This is a genomic window from Alkalinema pantanalense CENA528 (genome assembly GCF_050753345.1).
Lineage (GTDB): Bacteria > Cyanobacteriota > Cyanobacteriia > Leptolyngbyales > Leptolyngbyaceae > Alkalinema > Alkalinema pantanalense.
On record NZ_JBLZFX010000027.1, the window covers coordinates 31,737 to 54,505 of the forward strand.

Genomic DNA, 22,769 nt, shown 5'->3' on the forward strand with positions numbered 1-22,769 from the left:
CATACCCTCCGATCGTCCTATGACTGCACAGCCCGATTACATTAAGCAGAGCGAATTGTTGGATCAGTTAGTCCTCGATCGTACCAGCATGGAAGAACTGGGGCGGGTGGAGGTGCTGTGGAGTTACCCGAAACTCCATCGGGTGCTGGGATTTATCTGCAAATCAGGGTTTATGGATCGCCGCAAAACGGCCTTCAATCTGGATCAACTGGATCGGATTGGTACCAACGGGGTGTTGATCAATTCTGCGCCTGTGGAAACCGATCGCGATCGCGTCCGCCAACTGGAATCGCTGATTAATTGTGAAGTTTGGACCGATGAAGGCAACAAAATCGGCAAGATTGTAGATTACGTCTTTGATCTGAAAACGGGGAATATTCGCCAATACCTCATGGCCGGAAGCGGGCTTCAAGGACTGACGGGTAAAATGTATGCCCTGTACCCCAGCCAAATTCTCAGCCTCGGCAGTACCCGCGTCCTAGTATCCGAAGCGATCGCCGATGGCTTGGATCTGTACCAGGCAGGCATTGAGCAGAAGTTAGAGGAAAAGCTGAAGCGAGCCAATGAGCGGTTAACCGAGGAAAAATCCCAAGCGAAGGAAGGCTTGCAATCCCTCTTCCAAAAGGCGAAAACCGTGACATCCCAGGTCAAAGATGTGACTTTTCAGGTCAAAGATCAGGTGACGGAGCAGGTTAAGGAACGAGCAAAAGATTTGCGGGAAGTGACGGAGCAAGTGCGGGAACGGGCGCAAGACTTGCTGGAGGAAGTGCCGCCGTTGCTAGATGAGTTGGATTTGGAAGCCCCGATCGAACGCTGGCGATCGGGGGGACGGGAGTCTCGCTATGAGGGTGATATACGCTACGACGAGTCCTATGATGAACGGTATTACAAACAAGATAACAGTCGTTACGGTGAACGCTCTCGGTATTACGAACGACACAATGATTACTCTGACGATCGTGCAAACGATTTTATAGATGACGCTGAGGATGATTTTGATTTTGATGCCTGGGTAGAGGAAGAACAACAGCAACGGCAACCCACTGTACGGCAAGTTAGATCACCGCAACAGGAATCACTGCGCCAAAAAACACCGCAACAGGATTCACAAAACCCCGTTCAGCAATCTCCGCAACCGTTTCAGCAACGAGACTCTCAGTCCGATCGGCAACGTCAGCAATTTACGGCTCGACCGCGATCTGAATCCAATGCACCAGAGGTTAAGGTGCCCAACACCAACACACCAGAAGCTAATCCAGAGACAACATTTACAGCCCGTCCACGGCCTGAGGCCCAAGCCTTTACTGCCAAGCCCCAGCAGAAACTCGATCGTAAACCGGATGCTTGGGATGATGATGATTCTTGGTTAGATGATTAGGCATTATCTTCAGACTAGGCATTATCTTCAGACTAGGTATTGTCTTCAGACATAGTCATGCACGGTCTTAACAAGGTTGTCAGGACAAGGTTGTCAAGACCAGCAAAAAGCCCCTAATCCTGCCTTTGTTATGAAATGCCACGGTCTTCTAACTGTTTCACGAAAAATTCTTCTAAACTAGGACGTGCTAGGGAGATCGACACCAATTGGGCTTGAATCAACCGCAGGCTGGCAATAAAGTCCTGGGGATCTCCTTTCAGATACCCCATCCACAAACCATCCTGAAAATGCAAACCTGCCAACCGTTGCTGCAAAATTTCTGGGTTGCCTCCTTTTACCTTTACTAAGTACCGTTTTGCTTCACCCAATAAATCCTGCATTGAGCCTTCACAAATCAATTCGCCCTTGTCGAGGATTCCTACCCGATCGCAGATTTTCTCCACATCCGACAACACATGGCTATTAAAGAAAATTGTTTTGCCCTCACGCTTCAGAGACACAATAATTTCACGGATTTGATAACGCCCCAGTGGATCCAGTCCAGACATCGGCTCATCTAGAAACACTAAATCAGGATTATTGATTAGGGCTTGCGCCATCCCAATCCGCTGCAACATTCCTTTGGAATAGCGCCGCAATTGCTTCTTCTTCGCATCTTTATGGGATAGACCCACCAAATCTAACAGTTCCGGAATTCGTTTCCGCTGTACAGACCCCGGAATTTGAAACAGGCCAGCCGTGAATTGCAGAATTTCCCAACCCGTTAGGTAATCGTAGAAGTAAGGATTTTCCGGAAGATAGCCCACTTTTTGCTTAATTCGCCGATCGCCGATCGGTTTACCCAGAAGGGTTGCACTTCCTTTGCTTGGACGGACAATCCCCAACAGCGTCTTCAGCAATGTCGTTTTCCCTGCACCGTTTTGGCCGAGTAACCCAAACGTTTCCCCTTGGTACACGGTTAAATTAAGGTGCTGGAGCGATCGCACCCGTTGCACTAACCAAAATCCTGCGCGATAGGTTTTGCAGAGATTTTGGGTTTGGATGACGATAGAAGGTTCCTCAACGGCTCTTACAGCGGAATCAGTCATAGCTTTCTAGGCAATCAATGCACTTATGGAATGCTACTCGAAGATAGACCTCCGCGCTACACTAAGCCATGTAGACCTTTTTGCATATTTGGCCACGATCGCTATGGAACGCCCTAAACTGACGGCTATTGTAACGGGAATTATTTCCTTAATCCTTGGCTTTATCTATCTCGTCGTGGTGCAATTTCTGGATTCTCGTGAAATGATACCCGCCCCGATCGGATTTCTGCTTGGCCAGTAGAGTCTATCCCCGCGATCGGTCATCCAACTTTCTTCAGGTTAACAGTCCCCCACAAGGTCTTATTTGGGAGTCATTCTCATGGTGACGGTCTCTCAGCCATTCATTACTGTCCCTCCCCTGGAGAATGGTGATCACCTGTCCCGCAGTGAGTTTGAGCAGCGCTATCAGGCAATGGCACAACACTGCAAAGCAGAGTTAATTGAAGGCATTGTCTTTATGGCTTCTCCAGTGCGTGCAAGAAATCATGGCAAGCCCCATGCTGCGATCATGGGCTGGCTGTTTTCCTACTGGCAAGCCACGCCCGGTATTGAACTTTTGGATAATCCTACCGTTCGCTTAGATGCAGTCAATGAACCTCAGCCCGACGCCTGTTTGCGGATTGAAACCAGTGTAGGAGGACGATCTCGGATTACGGAGGATGATTATGTGGAAGGTGCGCCAGAACTGGTTGTAGAAATCGCAGCGAGTAGTGCCTCCTATGATCTCCACAGCAAAAAACAAGTGTATTGCCGCAATGGAGTGCAGGAATATCTCGTTTGGCGGGTCTTGGATCATGCCTTAGACTGGTTTGTCTTAGACGATGGCCAGTATGTCCCACTCCTGGCTCACTCAGACGGCTTTCTAAAAAGTCAAATTTTCCCAGGATTGTGGTTAGCCGACACTGATTTGTTATCAGGAAACCTAGCGAGAGTCGTTTCAGTGTTGCAGCTTGGTTTAGAATCGGCAGAATACCAAGCTTTTCTGCGGTCTCTGGTTGTAGATTGAGCACGATCGTCCTTCCTCGACAGCCGCTACTGAATCACTCAACCAGTTAACTACACTCAACGCTGCCATTCATCCCTTTCATTGGTCTCAATCCTATCGTCAGGCTCAGTCGTCATCTCCTGGCGAAGGATTGGCGAATCCTCCAACTCGGCTTCCAGCTTCAACGGGCGCACGACCCGATCGATCGCATCTTTGACAAACTCCCGAACAAACTCATCCCGGCGATTTAGTTCAAACTGCCGCTGCACCACCTCCGCAATGCCGCCATCGCCCCAGTCTTGATCTTGCCGGAAATATTCAATAAAACTACGACCCGCAATGCGCGTGAGATAGGCGGCACTAATCCCCTGCACCGCCCGCCCAATGATTAGCCCCGCCACACTCACCTGCAACACCGTCGCGACTAATGTAATCGCCCCTTTAACAATGCCCAAGCTGACCAGCGTTTTGCCCAGGGATAGCGCCAACTCCCGACCGCGCTCGCGGTTGATTTCACAGCCGTACACCTTGCCAATTTCTACAACCATTTGGGCATTCACTGCCGCCGTGGCCAGCAAATCCACCACCGGAACGGGCGTCACCGCAACCACCCCCGCCCCAATCCACTGGAAGCGATCGACAATTTTTTCCGCCTGACTGCGCCGCTGGGCCTCCAGTAACCGCCGAGCATCCGCTCCCAACCGTTGCGACTGAAGCAAAATATTATCCGCCAGCAAGTCGTCCCCCTCTGCCCGCAGCACCGCTGCCATATGACGAATTAATGGCATCACATCGGGATCGGGCTGTATTCGCTCCCCCGTATCCATGAGGACCTCCGGCGGATTGGCTGACACCGCAATCACATCCGTCCCCGCGATCGTCCCCCGTACGCGCTCCTTTAATTGATTCAGAATCAGTAGCTGATCTTCGGACATATAGAGATCGGATTTGTTGAAAATCAGAATCGATCGCTTACCTATGGCCGCCAACATTTGCAATGGTTCATATTCCGACTGACGCAGATCGTTATCCACCACAAACAGTAATAAGTCGGCCTCCGTTGCCAGTTTTTTAGCCAGCGCTTCCCGTTCCGTTCCGGCAATCCCTGCCTCCAAAATGCCCGGCGTATCCATGATGAGGATTTCCCGTTCTACTCCCTTCAGCGCGAGTCGGTAAGTTTCTCCCACTTCGGTGGTACCCATCGTCGCACCCACCTGCCCCACCATGCGGCCAATCAACGCATTAATTAAGGATGTTTTTCCCGCTGATCCTGTGCCAAACACCACTACCATCAGCGCACCCCGTTCCAAGTTGCGTGCAATTTCCCGCGATCGTTCCAGCAGTTCCCGTTTGGTAATTTCGTCTTGGATTTGATCCAGTTGTTGTTGGATGGCTTTGATATTTTCCAAGGCAGCTTCCGCTTTATCCGTCGGTACCTTGGGCGCAATCCGTTTAGCCACCCGACGGGGCGATTTCCGCTGCGGCAAAATTAGTAAGTAATAAACAAAGGTGCCAATTAAAACCGCCAGCAACAGAACCAGTACGCCCAATAGCAGGGTCGCCAAAATAGGGGAAAAGGCCAGTTGAGTGGCTAATTGGTTCAGCGAAGTTACTAGCCAGATCATCATGCTTAGAATGACGATCGTCCCAACAGCGAGGGCAAGTAAGCGGGGCAGAGGCATGGGTGAAAATTACAAAACCAATCCTTAAATGTTAACGATCAAACGTCTGCTCCTCCTAACAAGACTCGATACAATCCAGGGAGAAATTCCCTCTAGCAATTCATTTGAGCGTTATATGAGTTTATTTGACCAAATTCTTGGAGCGATCGAGAATCCCACCCAACAGGCTTCTCCTGATCAATTAGGATCCATTCTGGGCACAGTACAGCAGTTGGCAGGACAGTCAGGGATGGATCAAAATACGACCCAAGCGGTCATGTCGATGTTAGGCGGCTATGTGCGATCGGCCCTTCAGGAGCAGCAGGCCAATCAAGGTACCGCCGCCGTGCAGCAAACGGTGAACCAGTTGAGTGGCACGACTGCCAATCCCCAAGCGCTATCTGCTCTGTTTCCTCCTGCCATGCAGCAGCAAATTGCGACCACGATCTCCGATCGAACAGGCATGGATCCTAATCTAATTCAGGGAATTCTTCCTACCCTTGTTCCCGTAATCCTCAATGTCTTACAATCCGGCGCTAGTTCCCAAGGTGGATCGGGTGCCAACAACCCCGTTCTCAACCTGTTTTTGGATGCGAATCAAGATGGCAACGTGGATCTCGGGGATGCAATGAACCTAGCGGCCAAATTCTTCAATTAATGACCTTGTGGGGGTAAATCTTGAACGGTTCCGTCGGCAGAGCAGCACAGAATGGTTCTCTGCCGACGTGAAGCAACGATCCCCTAGGACTCTCAACCATTCGAAGCTGCGCTGAGGTCAGGGCAGCAGGTTGCGTCAGGTTTAAAGGCAAAGATTGCAAGTCTGCAAGCTCGTAGAGTCTTCTGGAAGTGCAAAAAACTGCTGGAGCGATTGGATGGTTTCCAACAACTTGCGCTCCAACAGATTTTCCTTCACTGAGCTTTAAGGAACAGGTAGGAAGATCGCCAAAACATAGAACCCATTTCTCTACCTAGGTAATGCGCGAAATGGGTTATCTCTTCTGGTATCCTAAATTTCAATAATTGAATTATCGTCTAGGTTCTTTCGGTTTAGCTTTGTTGACCTTAAGTTCTCGACCTAGCCACTCAGCCCCGTCTAGGGCATCGATCGCTGAGTCTTCTTCCGCATCGCTGCTCAGGTCTACAAAGGCAAAGCCCCGTTTGCGACCTGTTTCTCGATCCATCGGCAAACTGATTCGTGATACAGTGCCGTACTCTGCAAAAACTTCTTTAATATCTTCTTCAGTTGCCTGAAAAGATAAGTTGCCAACGTAGATAGTCACGATACTCTCCGTATCCGTCTTGAGGTTTCAAGGTCGGTATTCTGCTAACGGAGCCCGTAGGAAAGACATAAGCTTTACATTAGGCAATCCCTAAGCGCAATTACAGACCCTATATCTCTATAGTTGTAAAACATTATAACTGACCTGCTTAGGTGGGCGTATTACACTTTTCAGGGGCTCATATCTCAAAATCTTTAACTTTCTAGAAATAAATTCTTATCTATGTGCCATTAGATACCGGTTGGGAAATTGACTGCAAAGGGATGGTTCGTTGTACTTCTGATAGATGATGTCGATCGACCGATTATCAACATTGCTAGAAAATCAGCTCAGGCATAGGCTTTCAGACATCGGTTTACATCAGGTATTAAGGTCAATAGAGGCTCCCAAGCTGCCTTAGCCGAAGTATTTAATTGAAGGATTCGACCCAGTATCCCGAGTTTTGATGACTTAACATTTGCTTAACCTATCTCCGCTCTCCTGTCAGGGTTTCCGATGACTGATAACAGAGCATCTTAAGTTTTAGCAATATTGCTGCTACATTGAGTGAGAAGTCATATTGTTCTTTAGGTTACAAGAAGTTTAAGAAATGGTTGGGGAACCCCTAGATTGTGTTCCTGGATTAACTCTAATCAGTCATGAATCAATCCTGTTTTGAGCTTAAATCCCTAGAAAAATTCTTAAAAATTTAAAACTTATATCTTGTCAGGATTCGTCTATCAGGATCCGGGGTAAATCGGATACGCAGTTCCTGCTAATCTAGAGCAGTGTTTTTTCGGTATCTTCACGGGACGAAGGTGGCTAAAAAATCTGCGGAATCCAACGTTGTCAGGGTTTGCCAACAGTTCACTTACGCATTCTCTAGATATTACTTTGGTCTTAACCTGACCTTTAAGGTTGACCTGTAGTGTAAGTAAGTAATTTGCGATACCAATCATTTTCCTGAGTTATGTCTTTGTTCCGTTCGATGGTTCGTTGGGTAGCCCCCGCTTCCCTATCCGTATTAGCCCTTAGTCTGACTGCCTGTGGGGGAGGTCAAGCCCCTTCTTCGGATCCATCTGCTGCCAATAGTCCAGCCTCCGCAACTGGTGGCTCTGGATTGGCCATTAAAGGTGCAGGTGCAACAGCTCCCTATCCCCTGTATCAAAAGTGGTTTGATGAGTTCTCCAAAGCCAACGGGGTTCAAATTGGCTACGAGTCCGTAGGTAGCGGCGCTGGCGTCAAGCAGTTCTTAGCGGAAACTGTAGACTTTGGTGCAACGGACTCTGCTCTGAAGGATGACGAGCGAGCAAAGTTTCCTGCTAAGCGTGGGAAAGCCATTCAAGTGCCGACCACGGGTTTGTTTGTGGTGTTTGCCTACAACCTGGATGGGGTAGACAATCTCAAACTGTCTCGGGACTCTTTTTGCGGCATTGTGGATGGTTCCATCAAGACTTGGAACGATGCCAAAATTGCTAAGGATAATGCGGGTGTGAATCTGCCTGCGGATCCCATCACCTGGGTGCACCGTTCCGATGGCAGTGGTACGACTTCCGTCTTCACGAAGCACATTGAAAAAGCTTGCCCCAACTGGAAAGCTGGATCTGGTAAATCAGTTGAATGGCCTACGGGTACCGGAGCTAAAGGGAACGAAGGGGTCACCGCCCAGATTCAGCAGACCAAAGGTGCGATCGGCTACACCGAGTTTTCCTACGCCAAGGAAAATAATCTGAAGATGGCGGCCCTGCAAAACAAAGCGGGTGAATTCATTCTCCCCACCCCCGATGCGGCATCTAAAGCGCTCACGGGTGTTAAAATCCCAGAGGATTTTGCAGTGTCTGTACCCGATCCGGAAGCGAAAGAAGCTTATCCGATCGTGAGCCTGACTTGGTTGCTCTTGTACGAAAACTATCCCGATGCAGCCAAAGTGGATGCCCTCAAGAACTTTATGAAGTGGGCCATGAAAGATGGCAAAGCTGCAGCAACTGACCTGGGCTACATTCCCCTGCCCGATGAAGTGGCTACCAAGGTTTTAGCGACTGTTGATGGCATCAAAGCTGGTCAGTAGACTTTTTCAATAGCCTCTTCCTAAGGCTGTAACTGTTCGCTATCCGTTCGTCTCCTCACACACCTTGCTTAATTATTTCTCCTGATTAGATATGGCACTGTCCAATCAACAAGTGACCGAAATCAAACGCGCGCGATCGCCATTGGCTCGACAGCTCGATACAGGATTTGTCTGGCTGACCGGGCTATTTGCGGTGGGGGTCGCCCTCGTGCTAGTTGCGATCGCCGTCAGAGTTGGCTGGGACGCTCTACCTGCCATTCGGCAATTTGGGCTGGGCTTTTTAACCTCTTCCCGCTGGGATCCCGTTGAAGATATCTATGGTGCTCTGCCTCAAATCTACGGAACGTTAGTCAGTTCCCTGATTGCCTTGTTGATTGCAATGCCGATCGGCATTGGGGTGGCCATTTTTCTCAGTGAAGATTTTCTGCCGAATAAAATTCAACGTCCGATCGTCTTCATGGTGGAGTTGCTAGCAGCAATTCCCAGTGTGGTCTATGGACTGTGGGGCATTTTTGTCCTGATTCCCATCCTGCGAAATATGGGTGTGGCACTCAATGCAGGACTAGGCTGGATTCCTTTGTTTAGCACCAGACCGACTGGGCCGGGAATGTATGTCGCGGGTGTGATTCTGGCCATCATGATTTTGCCCATTATTGCAGCCATTTCCCGAGATGCCCTCGTTGCGGTTCCCCCTGAACTGCGGCAAGCCTCCTATGGCTTGGGCGCAACCCGTTGGGAAACCTTGTTCAAAGTGATTTTGCCTGCCGCATTTTCTGGCATCGTTGGCGGCATCATGCTGGCGATGGGGCGGGCCATGGGGGAAACAATGGCAACCACCATGGTGATTGGCAACGCAAATAAGATTAATCCGTCCCTGTTTGATCAAGGTTCTACGATCGCCTCCTTACTCGCGAATCAATTTGCGGAGGCCAGTGGACTGCAAATCTCCTCATTAATGTATGCAGCCTTTGTGCTCTTTTTGATTACGCTGATCGTCAATGTCCTCGCAGAACTCGTCGTTCGTCGGGTTCGGATGAAGGTTTAGTAGTGCCAGTCCTATCCTGATGCGTAAAGTTTTTCTATGAGTGACAGTCAAGCATTAATTTCCCGTAGCCTACGCCGTAATCCTTGGGCTCCTCGCACGCTGTTTTCCAATATCATGACCGGGTTAGCGATCGCCTGTGCGGTAATCGCGATTATTCCGCTGGTCGCTGTGTTGGTATATGTCTTAATCAATGGTGTATCCCGACTGGATCTGAATTTATTTACCCAAGTGCAGCCGCCCCCCCGAGTTGAGAATGGAGGGTTAGGAAATGCGCTACAGGGCACGTGTTACACCGTCGGGATTGCCACCCTGTTGGCTGTGCCCTTTGGTGTGATGGCGGCGGTATTCCTCTCAGAGTTTGTTCGGGATACTCGGTTGGCGCGATGGATTGGATTTGCTACCAATGTCTTAAGTGGTGTGCCGTCCATTGTTGCAGGAACGTTTATCTATAGTGCGATCGTACTGGCCACGAAAACGTTCTCGGCGTTCTCAGGAGGTGTTGCTCTGGCCATTTTGATGCTTCCGGTCATTGTACGGACGGCCACAGAAGCCTTGGAATTGGTGCCCAGTGAACTGCGTCAAGCCTCAGTGGGCTTGGGAGCCACCCGCTTTCAAACGGTTGCAGGTGTGGTTTTACCTGCTGCCCTGCCGGGTATTGTGACGGGAGTGATGCTCTCGGTAGCCCGGGCAGCGGGAGAAACGGCTCCTGTTCTCTTCACTGCTTTGGGTTGGCCTACTTGGATCCAAAGTATTTGGCAACAGACCAATACCCTATCCTTGCTAGTTTATAAGTTTGCGACTGCACCCTATCCAAACCAGCAGCAACTCGCTTGGGCTGGTTCTCTCTTACTGGTGTTAATGGTTCTGGTGACCAATATCCTGGCAAGGTTTGTCATTCGTCGAAAGCATTGATGTTTTTGGTCGGTTTACAAGACGACTCATAGTGACGATTCATAGTTTTGACTAAGGGATGAAATTTCAGTTATGACTGCTTCACCAAATATGATTGCCAAAACCGATACAGTCATTCATACCAATGACCTGAACATTTACTACGGTGACTTCTTGGCGGTTCGTGACGTTTCGATCGCCATTCCCAACAATGCTATTACAGCCTTCATTGGCCCCTCTGGCTGCGGGAAGAGTACCGTTTTGCGCTGCTTTAATCGCCTTAATGACTTGATCAAAAGCTTCCGGTTACGGGGAAATGTGCAGTACCACGGCCAAAATCTCTACGCGCCCGAGGTCGATCCGGTGGAAGTGCGTCGTCGGATTGGCATGGTGTTCCAAAAGCCCAATCCCTTCCCCAAGTCCATCTACGACAATATTGCCTTTGGGCCACGTCTAGTGGGCTACAAGGGAAACATGGATGAACTGGTGGAACGATCTTTACGCGGTGCAGCCCTGTGGGATGAGGTCAAAGATAAGCTCAAGGAAAGCGGAACAGCACTTTCTGGGGGGCAGCAACAGCGGCTTTGCATTGCTCGAACTATTGCCATGCAGCCCGACGTCATTCTGATGGATGAGCCTTGCTCTGCCCTCGACCCCATTTCTACACTGAAGGTAGAAGACCTGCTGCAAGAACTGAAGGAAAAATACACAATCATCATCGTCACCCACAACATGCAGCAGGCGTCGCGGTCGTCGGACTACACGGCCTTCTTTAATGTGGAACAAACTCCCAAAGGGCGGACAGGGTACATCGTGGAATACGATCGCACAGAGGTTATCTTCCAAAGTCCCCAGGAGCAAGCTACCCAAGCCTACGTCAGTGGCCGATTTGGTTAAGTAGAAGAATTTTGGGAGGGTGGAAACTTAGCAACTTTTCCCACGGGGGTATCCAATCCACGGTAGGATTGATAGGCTGATTTGTTATAAGGTTTGCTAAACGGCTTATGAAGCGCTATCTGTCTCGCCTACTGGCGCTCGTGTTAGTAGTTGTTATGGGGCTAATGGGTCTGCCGGGGGTAGCCGTAGCAGATACTCTCACGGGTAACTACAAAGAAGACACCCTGGGTGTTATTGAAGTTTTGGTGGAAGCTATTGATGTGACGGCGGATAATCCCGATCGCAAGCAATTAGTTGAGGATGCCAAGCAAAAAATCAATGACTTTGCAGCACGCTATCGTCGGAATGGTTCAGTTGTCAAGCTGAGTTCATTCACCACAATGCGCACCGCTTTAAACTCCCTAGCGGGTCACTATACCTCCTATCCCAATCGGCCTATTCCTGAGAAAATGAAGAACCGCCTCAAGGATGAGTTCCGTCAGGTTAAAATTGCGCTGAACCGAGATGCTTAAGCGCTTAGTCTGGATTGGCTAAGCCTCAATCTGCTAAGCCTGAAGCTACTAAGTTTCAATTGGCTAAGCTTAAATCTGTCAGGATATCGAGGCCGAAATGGTTGCAATCTTAAATTTCCAGCGGATTGCTTAACGACAAGGAACAGACACAATGCCTGAAGAATATTCTGTTCTGGGCTACTGTATCCATCGATCGAGCAAAGGGCTGCATGTGGGTTGTAGGCACTTTAATCCGCTTGAACGATGGCTGAGCAATTCGGACAAGGTAAATTAGGCAATATTAAAGTATTACCAAAATAAATGGGACACTGCGATCGCAATGTCCCATTTTTGCGTGTCCGAATTTTTATGGGTAGTTTTCTGGGTTGGAGTGCCCGGACCAGGTCGCAGAGGCATCAATCCTTGGTTTAGAAATCACAAGCGGTGTCCCGATGGTTCAGTCAACCTTCTAGAATGGATCAGAACGATTGTGACGATCGGTGAAATCAAGGCTGTTGGACTGTAACAAGAGAAGACCCTATGGATTTGGTTGCCCTTCAGGGACTCCTGGATAATGCTTCATTTGCTGTGTTGTTTGTGACGATGTTGGTTTATTGGGTCGGTGCAGCGTTTCCTAGTATTCCGCTGCTGTCCGTTGTGGGAACGACTGGAATGGCGATCGCCAACCTCACGATGGCAGCGCTTCTGGCCGCCCGATGGCTAGAAGCGGGTTACTTTCCCCTCAGTAACCTTTATGAATCCCTCTTTTTTCTTGCATGGGGCATTACGACCATGCACTTAATTGCCGAAAATATGAGCAAAAGTCGCCTGGTTGGAGTGGTGACTGCTCCTGTTGCTATGGCAATTACAGCCTTTGCAGCATTGTCTCTGTCAGATAATATGCAAGCTTCTGCTCCGTTGGTGCCAGCGCTCAAGTCTAACTGGTTAATGATGCACGTCAGCGTCATGATGTTTAGCTATGCCACTTTAATGGTGGGTTCAGTGCTTGCGATCGCATTTCTATTAGTGACGCGGGGCCAAAACATTGAATTACGAGGGAGTTCCGTTGGCACAGGAGCCTATCGCCTAACGAGACCGCAATCCCCTACGGAGCCATCCGTTACGGCAAGCCCACGGTCTACCATCTCAGACAGTGGCCAAGCAGGAACTATGGGAACTGCTGTTTTAGAGTCACCGATCGCTACGACAGTGACAACCCTCTCCCCCCAACGTTTGAGTCTGGCAGATACGCTGGATAACATTAGTTATCGCATTATTGGCTTAGGGTTTCCGCTGCTGACGATCGGGATTATTTCCGGTGCAGTCTGGGCGAATGAAGCTTGGGGTTCCTACTGGAGCTGGGATCCGAAAGAAACCTGGGCTTTGATTACCTGGCTCGTTTTTGCTGCCTATCTCCATTCCCGCATTACCAAGGGCTGGCAGGGCCGTCGCCCCGCTCTATTAGCGGCGATGGGATTTGTTGTGGTTTGGGTTTGCTACCTTGGTGTTAACTTGCTAGGCAAGGGTTTACATAGTTATGGCTGGTTCCTCTAGAAAGTCCTCTAGAAAGTTGTAGGCAAACGTCGCAGGTCATCGTAGGAGCGCCAGAAGATTCTGTGATCTGGCCTCCAGTAGGAATGACTTCTGCGCGCTGAAGCTTCCCCCCAGTTCCCAGTCAAGTCTGAGAAGAATGCAGTCAATCACCCGGTGGGCAAGGTTTAACGTCTAATTATGGATAATCGCTTTGTGCCCTTAGAGGAAGATGAGGTGTTGTTTGTCAAAGCAGGCCGCATCTTAATGGATAACCCAACATTTAAGGTCGGTGAGTTTTTAGATGCCTTGGCCCAGGCTATCAGCGATCGGGAACTGGACTGGTCCGAAGCCCATGAAAGTTGGTTTGCCGATGGTCTACCCTGTGATGCTATGCGATTGACAGGATCTGGCTGGCAACGGGGCCGAGTCAGGATTCGCCTAGAATTTGCACCTGCTAAGCCCCAGGAAAGTTTACCGGAGCATGTCAGTTCACGGGAACGAGTCCGGATGCAAGCTCGGACGATTGAAACCGATGATTTGGATGAGTTTGATCGATGATGAGTTTGATTGACCTGAACCCTGTGTAAATTCGTTTGTTGATTGGCCTATGGCTCGGCCCCACTGGACACCTCTGCATGGGCGGCTCCATCAAACCCTGCGCGATCGGGCTCTGTTACCCGCCCGATCGCGTATTCTCATTGCCGTTTCCGGAGGGCAAGATTCCTTAGGACTTTTACAACTTCTGACGGATCTAAAGGATTTATGGAACTGGAGCCTTGCGGTGGCCCATTGTGATCATCGCTGGCGTGAAGATTCTGCGGCCAATGCAGACCATGTGGAAAAGTTGGCGCAAACTCGAGGCTTACCCTTTTACCGATCGATCGCTGAAACACCACCCAACAGTGAATCCGCTGCGCGTCAATGGCGCTATGACTGTTTAACCAGCATTGCCCAAACCTATGATTTTACTGTGATTACCACGGGCCACACCGCCAGTGATCGAGCAGAAACGCTTCTCTATAACCTGCTGAGGGGCAGTGGTGCCGATGGGTTGCAGGCACTTGTCTGGAGCAGACCAATCTCAGACTCTGTACAGCTCGTGCGACCGCTGTTAAATTTTACTCGCCAAGAAACCGCAACCATTTGCACCGACTATCGTTTGCCTATCTGGGAAGATGTAACCAACCAGGATCTCACCTATCGCCGTAACCGCATTCGCCAAGAATTGTTGCCCTATCTACAGCAATATTTCAATCCTCGGACTGAGTGGCATCTCGCTCAAACCGCAGAGCTGTTAACTGCTGAAGTCGAGTACCTTGAAGCTGTTGCTGGCCAAATTCGCCAGCAGATTCAGGCAGAACAATCGGCCCCAGCAGCTCTGTTCAACCGTAAGCTTTTACAACCAGCCGCGATCGCATTACAGCGCAGGGTAATCCGCCAAATTCTACAGGAAAAGCTGAATTGTGCCCCCACGTTTGCCCATATCGAAAAAATCGTGGCCCTAGTACATGCACCCCAAAAATCAACCACTGATCCACTCCCTGGCGGTGCGATTGCCAGGGTTGAGGGAGACTGGATTTACCTAGATTGCCCCTCGTAAAATCCACAGTTCAAAGTCTTACAGATCGATAGAAATAACGCACGTTTTTAAGAAATCGCTTTAAGAAGCCGCCAATTGGGGCCGCTGGGTCAAATTAGATACGACTTCTTTGACCTGAGTTAAAGCTTGCTGTTGCGCCTGTTCCATTTGTTGAATTTGAGTTGTGACTTCGGACAACCCTCCCAAAGTCTGCTGGAATCCATTCACACTATCTTGCAAGGGTTGCAAAAAGTCTTCATAGAGCGCTATTTTGCCAGTCACTTCACCCAAACTCTGACGCTTATCAGCCAGAGAACGCTCCTGCTGCTCAAGATCTCGCCGGCGGTTATTCAGGTCATTTTCCTGAGTAGTGAGGATGCCTTGGGCTTGGTCGATCGCATGACGAATCTGTTCAATCTGTGCCTCCACCTTGTGCAATTCGTCAGCTTGCTGGTGGCGCACTCCCTCAATTTGGGCAAAGACAGGCCCGAGATTGAGCCCCCCTTCTTGGGCGAAGGGATCGGGTAATCCTTGCCGACGGGCGAGAATCGATTGGTGTTGACGGAGAACACCTTGCTTTTCCCGCAGATTGCGCCGCTGCCCCACGAGCGTTTCATTGAGAAATTGGTAGGCATCCCGTTCGTCAGCGAGTTCTGACTCCAGACTCAAACGATCGAATTCACTGACCTGATTAATTTTTGCCTGGAGCGCATCAATTTCCCGTTGCTTGAAGTCTAGTTCTTCTTCTTGACCTCGAACAAACTCAGAGGACTTATCAAAGTCAATCTGAAAATCATTCACAATAGTTTGCAGATTGTCCAAGGGCATTTTTTCAAGGGCATCAATGTCAACTTGGTCGCTGATATTGACGCCATCAATCCCTTCAGTCATACGGTAGAGCTGCTGGTGGATATCATCATGGTGCTGAATTTGCAGCCCCAACATCTGTGCATATTCCTGCTTAATCTGTAACGTGGCTTGCTGGAACTTCAGTTCAGACTTGGCTTGTTCTAAGGCGCACTCAGATTCTCGCCAATGACTCCACTTCTGGCTCAGTTCCTGCGTCTGCTGATCGAGTTCGTTGCGCAGATGGTTGATCGAAGCCCGAAGCTGCTCTAAGCTCTGCCAATGCTGGTTGAGCAGGCTTTGGTGATGATTAACTTGATCGGTGATTGGCTGGGATTTATCCTGCAGGGCCTGTGCAGAAGCTTGATTTCCCTCAATTTGCTGCAACAGTTGTTCAATCTGTTGGGCATTATTCTCGTCTAGAACAGAGGCTCCTTGGAGTTCCTGTTGCCGCTCCTCTAAACGACGCAATTCTCCTCTCAGGTGCTCCCAAGCCCCCTCTAGCTCCTGCTTCTGGCGTTCCACCTCCTGGTGGGTTTGCTCAAATTCAACTTTCGATTGCTCTAGCTGCTGACGCTGTTGTTCTAACTGTTCAAATTCTTCCTCAAGCTGCTCTAACTGCTCCCGACGGGCTTCCATTTCCATTTCCCGGCGGTTGAGTTCTTGACTTTGGTAAGTCAGAGACTGCTTCCACTGTTCAATCTCTTCTTCTTGGGTTTTAAATTTTTCTTGGAGTCGTGAAAAATTCTGTAGAATGCTGACGAGGGGTCGTCCAGCCTCCTGAATTCTTTGTACCTGTTTACTATTTGTCAAATCCACAAGAAGCAGCGTGCCAGAACTGTAACGACTCGCTTCATCGGCAGCGACGGTTTCCTCGCCGTTGACTGCACTCCAGTTTTGTTCTGCACGTTGACAAGCTAGCAAGCGCAATTCAGCCTTGCTGCCGCCCATGATCCCGCCCTTCTTCTGAATGACTTCTGCTAGATATAGCACGCTGATAGCCCTCTCCCGTGTCTATGCCCCAGTCCTACAGAATAACCTTAATCATGCAATCAATCAGGCTGCTTTCATGAGTTCCATGCTAGCAAGCCTGACTTTCTGCAATTACCTTCTGCAATTTATGTTCTATTCTCATTATGCCCAAGGTTTTGCTGTTTCATCAGTCTAGTCTGAATGTCTCTAGCGATCGAACGAGATTTTCTAAACAAGTTTCTCCCAATCAGTTCCTAGAATTCCAGGATAGTGAGGCAATCCACAAGACCCAAGGCACAATAGGGAGAGATAAAAAAATTCTGCATCCAGCGGGAGATGATTAAGGATCCATGCAGGGTGAGCTGACTGAAATTGATGTTCGCAGTATTCTTCAGTTAATTGAATTGGGGCAACGGACTGGGCAGTTGCTTGTGGAGTCTTATAGCCCAGCCACCAATGGCTTAGGAAAATCCTCGATCGCCTCAACCGGACGATCACTAGTGGGTCAATCCTGGTATGTATTCTTTGTTAATGGTCAAATTGTCTATGCGGGTAATCCGAATGTTGGCTTGACTCGCCTACGGGGGTATCTAGGGCGCTACCAAGCAGAGGCTGCGCTTGATAGTTTAAGCGTCTCCGCCTATTCGATCGTGAATGCGCCAGAATATGGCTGTCTCTGGGCATTGCTTGAAAATCGAACGCTGACCCCGGAACAAGCTAGAAATATTCTCCAGAGGCTGATCCATGAAACCCTCTTTGACCTGCTGAGTTTACACCAAGGCTATTTTATTTTTGAAATGGCTGCTCCCTTGACGCCCCAATTGACGACGTTGGAGATTGGGCCTCTCTTGACCCAAGTGGTTCAACAAGTTCAGGAATGGAAGCAGTTTTACCCCCATTTACAGTCTTCGGATCAATGCCCGGTCATTGTGGACTCTACGTCGCTTCGCAGTGCACTGCCCCCAGGTACGGTAGCGGCTCTTTTGCGCTATGCCGATGGAAAGACGAGTCTCCAGCAGATTGCCCGTAGTTTGAACCGGGATATTCTCACCGTCGCCCGCGCTATTTATCCTTGTGTGCAACGGGGCTGGATTCAATTTGCCTATGGAGAGGCTCACCTGCCAACGTCGGGAGTCAAACGGGAGATTCATCCGCCGTTGTCGCCGCCTTTGTTGATGAATGCGCAACAAGGAAAACGCCCTAAGATTGCTTGTTTAGATGATGCAACGACGGTGTTGCGTACGGTAGAACATTTGCTCAAAGGTCATGGCTACGGAGTCGCAATTCTGGCAAATCCTGTCAAGGCGTTGAGTGAACTGTTTGAATTGAAGCCCGACCTCATCCTTTGTGATATTGCGATGCCTGAATTGGATGGGTATGAAGTTTGTGCCATGCTGCGACAATCAACGACGTTTCGGCAAACCCCCATTATCATGTTGACGGGGCGAGATGGATTTATTGATCGAGTCCGTGCTCGGATGTCCGGGGCGACGGACTACCTAGCCAAACCGTTTAGTGAAGATGAACTCATTATGTTGTTAGAAAAATATGTTGGAATGGGTCACCTGGAAATTAACTCAGGTTAATTTTCCGGCGGTAAAGCTTGATGGAGATCGAGCTTTAGGAGCAAAATTCTATGCTGGTGGATGGAAAGTTAAGGGTTTTCCCAGGAGCTTCATTATTATTTCAGCGATTGAGGGTACCTTAATTAATATCTAGATGGTTCTTCCAAGGAGCGGTAGGTTTCCCGCGATCGGTCAGGCCAATTGAGCAGGTAGGGGGTTATGAGTACAGTCTTAGTGGTGGAAGACAGTGTCACTCAACGGGAAATGATTACGGATCTCCTCAAAGGGAGCGGTCTCAGTGTGACGATAGCCTCCGATGGGGTAGAGGCTCTGGAGCAAATCCAGGGGCAATGTCCAGATTTGGTCGTTTTGGACATTGTCATGCCTCGGATGAATGGGTACGAAGTCTGTCGTCGCCTCAAGTCCGATCCCAAAACACAGAATGTTCCTGTGGTGATGTGTTCCTCGAAAGGAGAGGAGTTCGATCGCTATTGGGGAATGAAACAGGGGGCAGATGCCTATATCGCCAAGCCGTTTCAGCCCACTGAGTTGGTCGGTACTGTAAAACAGTTGTTACGAGGTTAGGGGTACCCATGGTTGGTAATCCAGATTTTTTGACAGGGCGGGGTCAGGATCAAGCCCCGGAATTTCAGGAGTTGGAAAGTCCAGAAGGTGAGTTGCACCTGCGATTTTTTATTCCCTCAGGGGGTGAGTTCGCTCTGCCAGCGACTGGAATTCGGGAAGTCCTGTCGCCTGCACCCGATCGCATTACCCCAATTCCCAATGTCTCTCCCCTGTTGCTGGGTACCTTGAATGTACGGGGGCGAGTTGTGTGGGTCGCAGATCTAGGGCAATTTTTGGGGGATCCCGTGCCTCTAAATACCGATCGCCAAGAAATCTCAGTGATTGCTGTGGAAGATCAGGATATCCTGCTAGGACTTGCGGTCGATCGAGTCGTTGGGATGGAATGGCTGGATGTTGAGCAAGTTCATCCTGCAAGCAATGTCAACGATAGTGTTGCGCCGTTTCTGCGGGGTGAATGGCATTTTGATCAAGGAAGTCGCTTTCTTCGGCTGCTAGATCAAGTCTCTATTCTACGATCGGCGCGCTGGGCTGCTTAAGGTCGTCCTGATACGTTCCCATGTGTTCCACTGAATGGGATGGGTATTGTTAGCTTAGACGTGTAGATAGCACTGGCTACTCCCTAGAGACTTCTTCGCTGGAAAATCCCTACTCCCGAGTCAATTACAGTTGAAGGCTTAACAATTTTCCTAGAATGGTATACCTATGAGAACTTACACATCTTGCTGGAGCAATCCAGATAAAAAACGATTCAGTTGTTCAAAACTTTAAAAATTCAGTATCCTGAAGTACCCTCATTCATCGAGGGAGCAGTCAGCGATAACCGTTCAGTCCTGACTCCGGCTTGGGCCTTCAGGTAACAGGTGGTTACACACACTGAGCGTCATCCTAGTCTAACTCTACAACGGAATTCTACGCCTGATAACAGTAGGTGCAATGGCTACAGGAGAAACGTAAAATCAGCGTCAAACTTTTTAACGGCATGGCAAGTAAGCACTGGGAGGAGGCAAATGGCACGCGGCACTGAGTTTGCACAGGAATATCAACAAGCGGAAAAAGCCTACATGCAAGGGCGTTACGAAGAGGCGGCTGAGATTGTTGATCGCCTTGTAGTAGATTACCCCCAGGATCCCAGTGCGCGTTTGCTGAAGGGGCATATCTATTGCTATGGGCTGCAGCACTATGACGTTGCTCAAGATGAGTATCAGTCGGTTCTAGAGGTCACCTCCGATCCAGAATTTGTGGACTATGCCAATACGGGGTTGAACTATGCCCGCCAATGTGCAGCGGAGAGTAATGGGGTGGCGGTAGGTGTTGAACCAGATACAGGATCTCTGAATACCTACGAGTATGATGCCCCTGGCTGGCAAGAGGGTTCTGCTACAGATGGGGGAAATGATTTTGTCTTAGCAGATATGGATTTCGATTTGGATGAGGATTCTGCCCCCCTGCGCCAGGAAGAGCCTGTGACTTCCTTTCAAGCCAATCCCTTTGATTTCCAAGCTGACTCCTTAGATCAAGTTGTACTGGCGGATGCTGATGCTAATCCGTTCGCAAGTAATCCCTTTGGAGACGACGTGACTAGTGACGTCGCGCATGCTTCGGCTAATGGCTTTTCTCTAGAGGAATCTGGAGGGCTAGAAGATTTTGAGATCGAGGATCCTGCGGATTATCCTCTGGTAGACGAACCCTTGCCAGACGCCTTTAGTGAATTTGACCAAGTCTTTCCGGACGACGATCGCGTCAACAGTTCTGCTGCATTCACTGCAGAATCGGAAGATGGCCTTTCCCCTCCAGCTTTTGTACTCGGAGGGAATAGTCAGGCGGGGATATCCTCTATAAGCCCCTCTTACTCGGTTGCCCAGGATGCTGACGAAGCAACTCTGTTTATGGGCAACAGCACCAGTTTGTCTGGAGGGGATGCGCCAGTTCGCAGCTTTGATTTGGGTGGAAGAGATCCAGGAAAAACTGCAGAAACTATGGAAATTGCTGATTTTTCCGGAGAAGCAAAGTTTGACAATTCGGCCAATGCCTTTAAGTCAACCTCCAGTCCTAACAGTGGGGGAGTCGATTTCTTAGATGATTTCGAAGACTTTGATGACTTGGGAAACTTGGCCGACTTTGATATGTCGGAAGACTCTGCTGGGTTTACTAGTCCCTCCATGGGGAGTAGCTTCGCTATTTCCGGCAGTGGGCTAGCTACAGGCGTGCCAGGAGGAGGGTTTGGAGAAACAAGCTCCATCCGAGATGATGAGTTGTTTAACTTTTCCAGTAGCAGTGAACAACTGCCCAGTTTTACGCAGTTGGAACCGCAAAGCGTAGAAATTGCACCCACCGTAGAGCAGGGCTGGCTGGCTCCCCTGGAAAATGCCCCTTTGCAGGCAAAACAGTGGGTAGTGGCGTTGGCCGCAGGGGCCGCCTCAGCCCTAGCAGTCGGGATTGTGAGTTTTGCCGTAGCGAGTAGCTCTGATGTGTCCAAGGGGCAGGATGCCAATGCTCAGCAGGTGAATCGTGAAGTGGTATCCCGGTTGACCGGAACGGGCTGGCTGATGGCTCTAGCTGGGTTCTTGGTGGGTGGTGGAACCGCCTATGCCGTTGGGCAATTGAATGCTAAGCAAATGCAGCGATCGATTAATGATTTGCGAAATCAATTCGATTCGGTCTGCAACGGTAATCTCAATGCCCGCGCCAGCGTCTATTCAGAAGACGAGATTGGCCAATTGTCTGCTGGGTTCAACCAAATGGCTCGCGTGATTCTGACAACGACCAGCGAAGCGCAACGTAAGGCTGAAGAACAGGAACAAGCCAAGGAAGATCTGCAACGCCAAGTGATTCGACTCCTAGACGATGTGGAAGGAGCTGCCCGAGGCGATTTGACAGTCCAAGCGGAGGTAACCGCAGACGTGCTGGGTGCCGTTGCTGACTCATTCAACTTGACCATTCAAAACCTGCGGGAGATCGTCCAACAGGTAAAGTTGGCGGCTCGTCAGGTAAGTAAGGGCTCCACTGAAAACGAAATGTTCGCCCGAGGACTGTCATCGGATGCATTGCGTCAAGCGGAAGAACTGGCAGTTACCCTCAATTCCGTACAGATGATGACGGATTCCATTCAACGGGTGGCCGAAAGTGCACGGGAGGCAGAGTTGGTGGCTCAACAGGCATCGGCAACGGCACTTAAGGGCGGAGAAGCTGTAGAACGGACGGTGTCGGGGATTCTGGAAATCCGAGAGACCGTGGCGGAGACCACCCGCAAGGTGAAGCGATTAGCTGAATCTTCCCAGGAAATTTCCAAGATTGTGGCGTTGATTTCCCAAATTGCCTCCCGAACCAACTTGCTGGCTTTGAACGCCAGTATCGAAGCGGCTCGGGCCGGTGAAGCAGGTCGAGGCTTTGCGATCGTCGCCGACGAAGTCCGTCAGTTGGCTGACCGGGCTGCCAAAGCTTCTAAGGAAATTGAACAAATCGTGTTGCAGATTCAAAGTGAAACGGGGTCAGTGATGACCGCTATGGAAGAAGGGACGCAACAGGTGATTGAAGGGACGCGCTTAGCAGAACAGGCGAAGCGATCGCTGGATGACATCATTCAAGTGTCGAACCGGATTAACACTCTGGTGCAATCCATTACAGCGGATACCGTGGAGCAAACGGAAACTTCGCGGGCCGTGGCGCAGGTGATGCAATCGGTGGAATTGACGGCCCAGGAAACTTCTCAAGAGGCCCAGCGCGTGTCAGCTTCTCTGCAAAATCTGGTGGGAGTTGCCCGTGACCTGTTGACCTCGGTGGAACGGTTCCGCGTTGAAACTGTCGATCGTAGCTAGCCGAGGGAGAGTCAATCTACCCTTGACAAAAAAATACTGCGCTATAACTTCAATAGCCATTTGCGATAAAACAGAACTACCTCTCGGGAAGGCGATCTATTAAATAGGGAT

At 49.8% G+C, this 22,769-nt stretch carries 20 protein-coding genes; 16 read left to right on the forward strand and 4 right to left on the reverse strand.

The genetic code is table 11. From position 1 onward, the window contains the following. Positions 1-19 precede the first annotated feature (19 nt). Entirely contained in the window at positions 20-1,378 is a 1,359-nt protein-coding gene (locus tag ACN4EG_RS11230; protein WP_431629508.1) for a PRC-barrel domain-containing protein, read from the forward strand. A 128-nt stretch (positions 1,379-1,506) separates the two neighbouring features. Here ACN4EG_RS11230 and ACN4EG_RS11235 read toward each other — a convergent pair whose 3' ends face one another. Further along, a complete protein-coding gene (locus tag ACN4EG_RS11235) occupies positions 1,507-2,466 on the reverse strand; it encodes an ABC transporter ATP-binding protein (protein ID WP_431629510.1) in 960 nt (319 codons plus the stop codon). Positions 2,467-2,569: 103 nt separating this feature from the next. Between ACN4EG_RS11235 and ACN4EG_RS11240 the strand changes: the two genes are divergently transcribed. Together ACN4EG_RS11240 and ACN4EG_RS11245 are read left to right on the forward strand one after the other, a co-directional pair. Further along, the gene (locus ACN4EG_RS11240) at positions 2,570-2,707 is read left to right on the forward strand and encodes a hypothetical protein (RefSeq protein WP_431629511.1); all 138 of its coding nucleotides are present in this window, start codon (positions 2,570-2,572) and stop codon (positions 2,705-2,707) included. A gap of 78 nt (positions 2,708-2,785) precedes the next feature. After that, on the forward strand, positions 2,786-3,472 hold the full coding sequence (locus tag ACN4EG_RS11245; protein WP_431629513.1) for a Uma2 family endonuclease: 687 nt from the start codon (positions 2,786-2,788) through the stop codon (positions 3,470-3,472). A gap of 56 nt (positions 3,473-3,528) precedes the next feature. On the opposite strand, the gene ACN4EG_RS11250 is transcribed toward ACN4EG_RS11245, so the two are convergent. Next, entirely contained in the window at positions 3,529-5,133 is a 1,605-nt protein-coding gene (locus tag ACN4EG_RS11250; RefSeq protein WP_431629514.1) for a YcjF family protein, read from the reverse strand. A 115-nt stretch (positions 5,134-5,248) separates the two neighbouring features. Here ACN4EG_RS11250 and ACN4EG_RS11255 point away from each other — a divergent pair, with 115 nt between their 5' ends. Then, positions 5,249-5,770, forward strand: a complete 522-nt coding sequence (locus ACN4EG_RS11255; RefSeq protein ID WP_431629515.1) for a DUF937 domain-containing protein — start codon at positions 5,249-5,251, stop codon at positions 5,768-5,770. Between the two features lie 367 nt (positions 5,771-6,137). On the opposite strand, the gene ACN4EG_RS11260 is transcribed toward ACN4EG_RS11255, so the two are convergent. After that, entirely contained in the window at positions 6,138-6,392 is a 255-nt protein-coding gene (locus ACN4EG_RS11260) for an RNA recognition motif domain-containing protein (protein WP_431629516.1), read from the reverse strand. A gap of 949 nt (positions 6,393-7,341) precedes the next feature. Between ACN4EG_RS11260 and pstS the strand changes: the two genes are divergently transcribed. The 8 genes from pstS to tilS all read left to right on the forward strand — a co-directional run bounded on the left by pstS (position 7,342) and on the right by tilS (position 14,896). Continuing rightward, positions 7,342-8,439 carry a phosphate ABC transporter substrate-binding protein PstS gene (gene pstS, locus ACN4EG_RS11265; protein WP_431629518.1) on the forward strand — a complete coding sequence of 366 codons (1,098 nt, stop codon included), beginning with the start codon at positions 7,342-7,344 and terminating at the stop codon, positions 8,437-8,439. 91 nt (positions 8,440-8,530) lie between these two features. Next, positions 8,531-9,484, forward strand: coding sequence for a phosphate ABC transporter permease subunit PstC (gene pstC, locus ACN4EG_RS11270; RefSeq protein WP_431629519.1), 954 nt, complete (start codon positions 8,531-8,533; stop codon positions 9,482-9,484). A 36-nt stretch (positions 9,485-9,520) separates the two neighbouring features. Beyond that, positions 9,521-10,396 carry a phosphate ABC transporter permease PstA gene (gene pstA / locus ACN4EG_RS11275; RefSeq protein WP_431629521.1) on the forward strand — a complete coding sequence of 292 codons (876 nt, stop codon included), beginning with the start codon at positions 9,521-9,523 and terminating at the stop codon, positions 10,394-10,396. A 72-nt stretch (positions 10,397-10,468) separates the two neighbouring features. Then, a complete protein-coding gene (gene pstB / locus ACN4EG_RS11280) occupies positions 10,469-11,272 on the forward strand; it encodes a phosphate ABC transporter ATP-binding protein PstB (RefSeq protein WP_431629522.1) in 804 nt (267 codons plus the stop codon). A 107-nt stretch (positions 11,273-11,379) separates the two neighbouring features. Further along, positions 11,380-11,784, forward strand: coding sequence for a photosystem II protein Psb27 (gene psb27 / locus ACN4EG_RS11285; RefSeq protein ID WP_431629523.1), 405 nt, complete (start codon positions 11,380-11,382; stop codon positions 11,782-11,784). Between the two features lie 519 nt (positions 11,785-12,303). Continuing rightward, entirely contained in the window at positions 12,304-13,317 is a 1,014-nt protein-coding gene (gene ccsB / locus ACN4EG_RS11290) for a c-type cytochrome biogenesis protein CcsB (protein WP_431629524.1), read from the forward strand. 177 nt (positions 13,318-13,494) lie between these two features. Next, on the forward strand, positions 13,495-13,854 hold the full coding sequence (locus ACN4EG_RS11295) for a KGK domain-containing protein (protein ID WP_431629526.1): 360 nt from the start codon (positions 13,495-13,497) through the stop codon (positions 13,852-13,854). 49 nt (positions 13,855-13,903) lie between these two features. After that, positions 13,904-14,896 (forward strand): tRNA lysidine(34) synthetase TilS, encoded by a 993-nt coding sequence (gene tilS / locus ACN4EG_RS11300; protein WP_431629527.1) that lies wholly within the window; start codon positions 13,904-13,906, stop codon positions 14,894-14,896. Positions 14,897-14,956: 60 nt separating this feature from the next. Here tilS and hmpF read toward each other — a convergent pair whose 3' ends face one another. Beyond that, on the reverse strand, positions 14,957-16,714 hold the full coding sequence (hmpF, locus tag ACN4EG_RS11305) for a pilus motility taxis protein HmpF (RefSeq protein WP_431629528.1): 1,758 nt from the start codon (positions 16,712-16,714) through the stop codon (positions 14,957-14,959). Positions 16,715-17,043: 329 nt separating this feature from the next. Here hmpF and ACN4EG_RS11310 point away from each other — a divergent pair, with 329 nt between their 5' ends. The 4 genes from ACN4EG_RS11310 to ACN4EG_RS11325 all read left to right on the forward strand — a co-directional run bounded on the left by ACN4EG_RS11310 (position 17,044) and on the right by ACN4EG_RS11325 (position 22,658). Further along, complete coding sequence (locus ACN4EG_RS11310) at positions 17,044-18,279, forward strand: response regulator (protein ID WP_431629530.1); 1,236 nt, start codon at positions 17,044-17,046, stop codon at positions 18,277-18,279. 198 nt (positions 18,280-18,477) lie between these two features. Further along, positions 18,478-18,843 (forward strand): response regulator transcription factor, encoded by a 366-nt coding sequence (locus ACN4EG_RS11315; RefSeq protein ID WP_190576177.1) that lies wholly within the window; start codon positions 18,478-18,480, stop codon positions 18,841-18,843. 8 nt (positions 18,844-18,851) lie between these two features. Then, positions 18,852-19,379, forward strand: coding sequence for a chemotaxis protein CheW (locus ACN4EG_RS11320; protein WP_431629531.1), 528 nt, complete (start codon positions 18,852-18,854; stop codon positions 19,377-19,379). 471 nt (positions 19,380-19,850) lie between these two features. Then, the gene (locus ACN4EG_RS11325; protein ID WP_431629533.1) at positions 19,851-22,658 is read left to right on the forward strand and encodes a methyl-accepting chemotaxis protein; all 2,808 of its coding nucleotides are present in this window, start codon (positions 19,851-19,853) and stop codon (positions 22,656-22,658) included. Positions 22,659-22,769: the final 111 nt, after the last annotated feature.

Excerpts from the sequence above, each read along its gene's own strand:
- ACN4EG_RS11230 (WP_431629508.1), top strand. The coding sequence starts at position 20 with ATGACTGCACAGCCCGATTACATTAAGCAGAGCGAATTGTTGGATCAG.
- ACN4EG_RS11235 (WP_431629510.1), bottom strand. The coding sequence starts at position 2,466 with ATGACTGATTCCGCTGTAAGAGCCGTTGAGGAACCTTCTATCGTCATC.
- ACN4EG_RS11240 (WP_431629511.1), top strand. The coding sequence starts at position 2,570 with ATGGAACGCCCTAAACTGACGGCTATTGTAACGGGAATTATTTCCTTA.
- ACN4EG_RS11245 (WP_431629513.1), top strand. The coding sequence starts at position 2,786 with ATGGTGACGGTCTCTCAGCCATTCATTACTGTCCCTCCCCTGGAGAAT.
- ACN4EG_RS11250 (WP_431629514.1), bottom strand. The coding sequence starts at position 5,133 with ATGCCTCTGCCCCGCTTACTTGCCCTCGCTGTTGGGACGATCGTCATT.
- ACN4EG_RS11255 (WP_431629515.1), top strand. The coding sequence starts at position 5,249 with ATGAGTTTATTTGACCAAATTCTTGGAGCGATCGAGAATCCCACCCAA.
- pstS (WP_431629518.1), top strand. The coding sequence starts at position 7,342 with ATGTCTTTGTTCCGTTCGATGGTTCGTTGGGTAGCCCCCGCTTCCCTA.
- pstC (WP_431629519.1), top strand. The coding sequence starts at position 8,531 with ATGGCACTGTCCAATCAACAAGTGACCGAAATCAAACGCGCGCGATCG.
- pstA (WP_431629521.1), top strand. The coding sequence starts at position 9,521 with ATGAGTGACAGTCAAGCATTAATTTCCCGTAGCCTACGCCGTAATCCT.
- pstB (WP_431629522.1), top strand. The coding sequence starts at position 10,469 with ATGACTGCTTCACCAAATATGATTGCCAAAACCGATACAGTCATTCAT.
- psb27 (WP_431629523.1), top strand. The coding sequence starts at position 11,380 with ATGAAGCGCTATCTGTCTCGCCTACTGGCGCTCGTGTTAGTAGTTGTT.
- ccsB (WP_431629524.1), top strand. The coding sequence starts at position 12,304 with ATGGATTTGGTTGCCCTTCAGGGACTCCTGGATAATGCTTCATTTGCT.
- ACN4EG_RS11295 (WP_431629526.1), top strand. The coding sequence starts at position 13,495 with ATGGATAATCGCTTTGTGCCCTTAGAGGAAGATGAGGTGTTGTTTGTC.
- tilS (WP_431629527.1), top strand. The coding sequence starts at position 13,904 with ATGGCTCGGCCCCACTGGACACCTCTGCATGGGCGGCTCCATCAAACC.
- ACN4EG_RS11310 (WP_431629530.1), top strand. The coding sequence starts at position 17,044 with ATGCAGGGTGAGCTGACTGAAATTGATGTTCGCAGTATTCTTCAGTTA.
- ACN4EG_RS11315 (WP_190576177.1), top strand. The coding sequence starts at position 18,478 with ATGAGTACAGTCTTAGTGGTGGAAGACAGTGTCACTCAACGGGAAATG.
- ACN4EG_RS11320 (WP_431629531.1), top strand. The coding sequence starts at position 18,852 with ATGGTTGGTAATCCAGATTTTTTGACAGGGCGGGGTCAGGATCAAGCC.
- ACN4EG_RS11325 (WP_431629533.1), top strand. The coding sequence starts at position 19,851 with ATGGCACGCGGCACTGAGTTTGCACAGGAATATCAACAAGCGGAAAAA.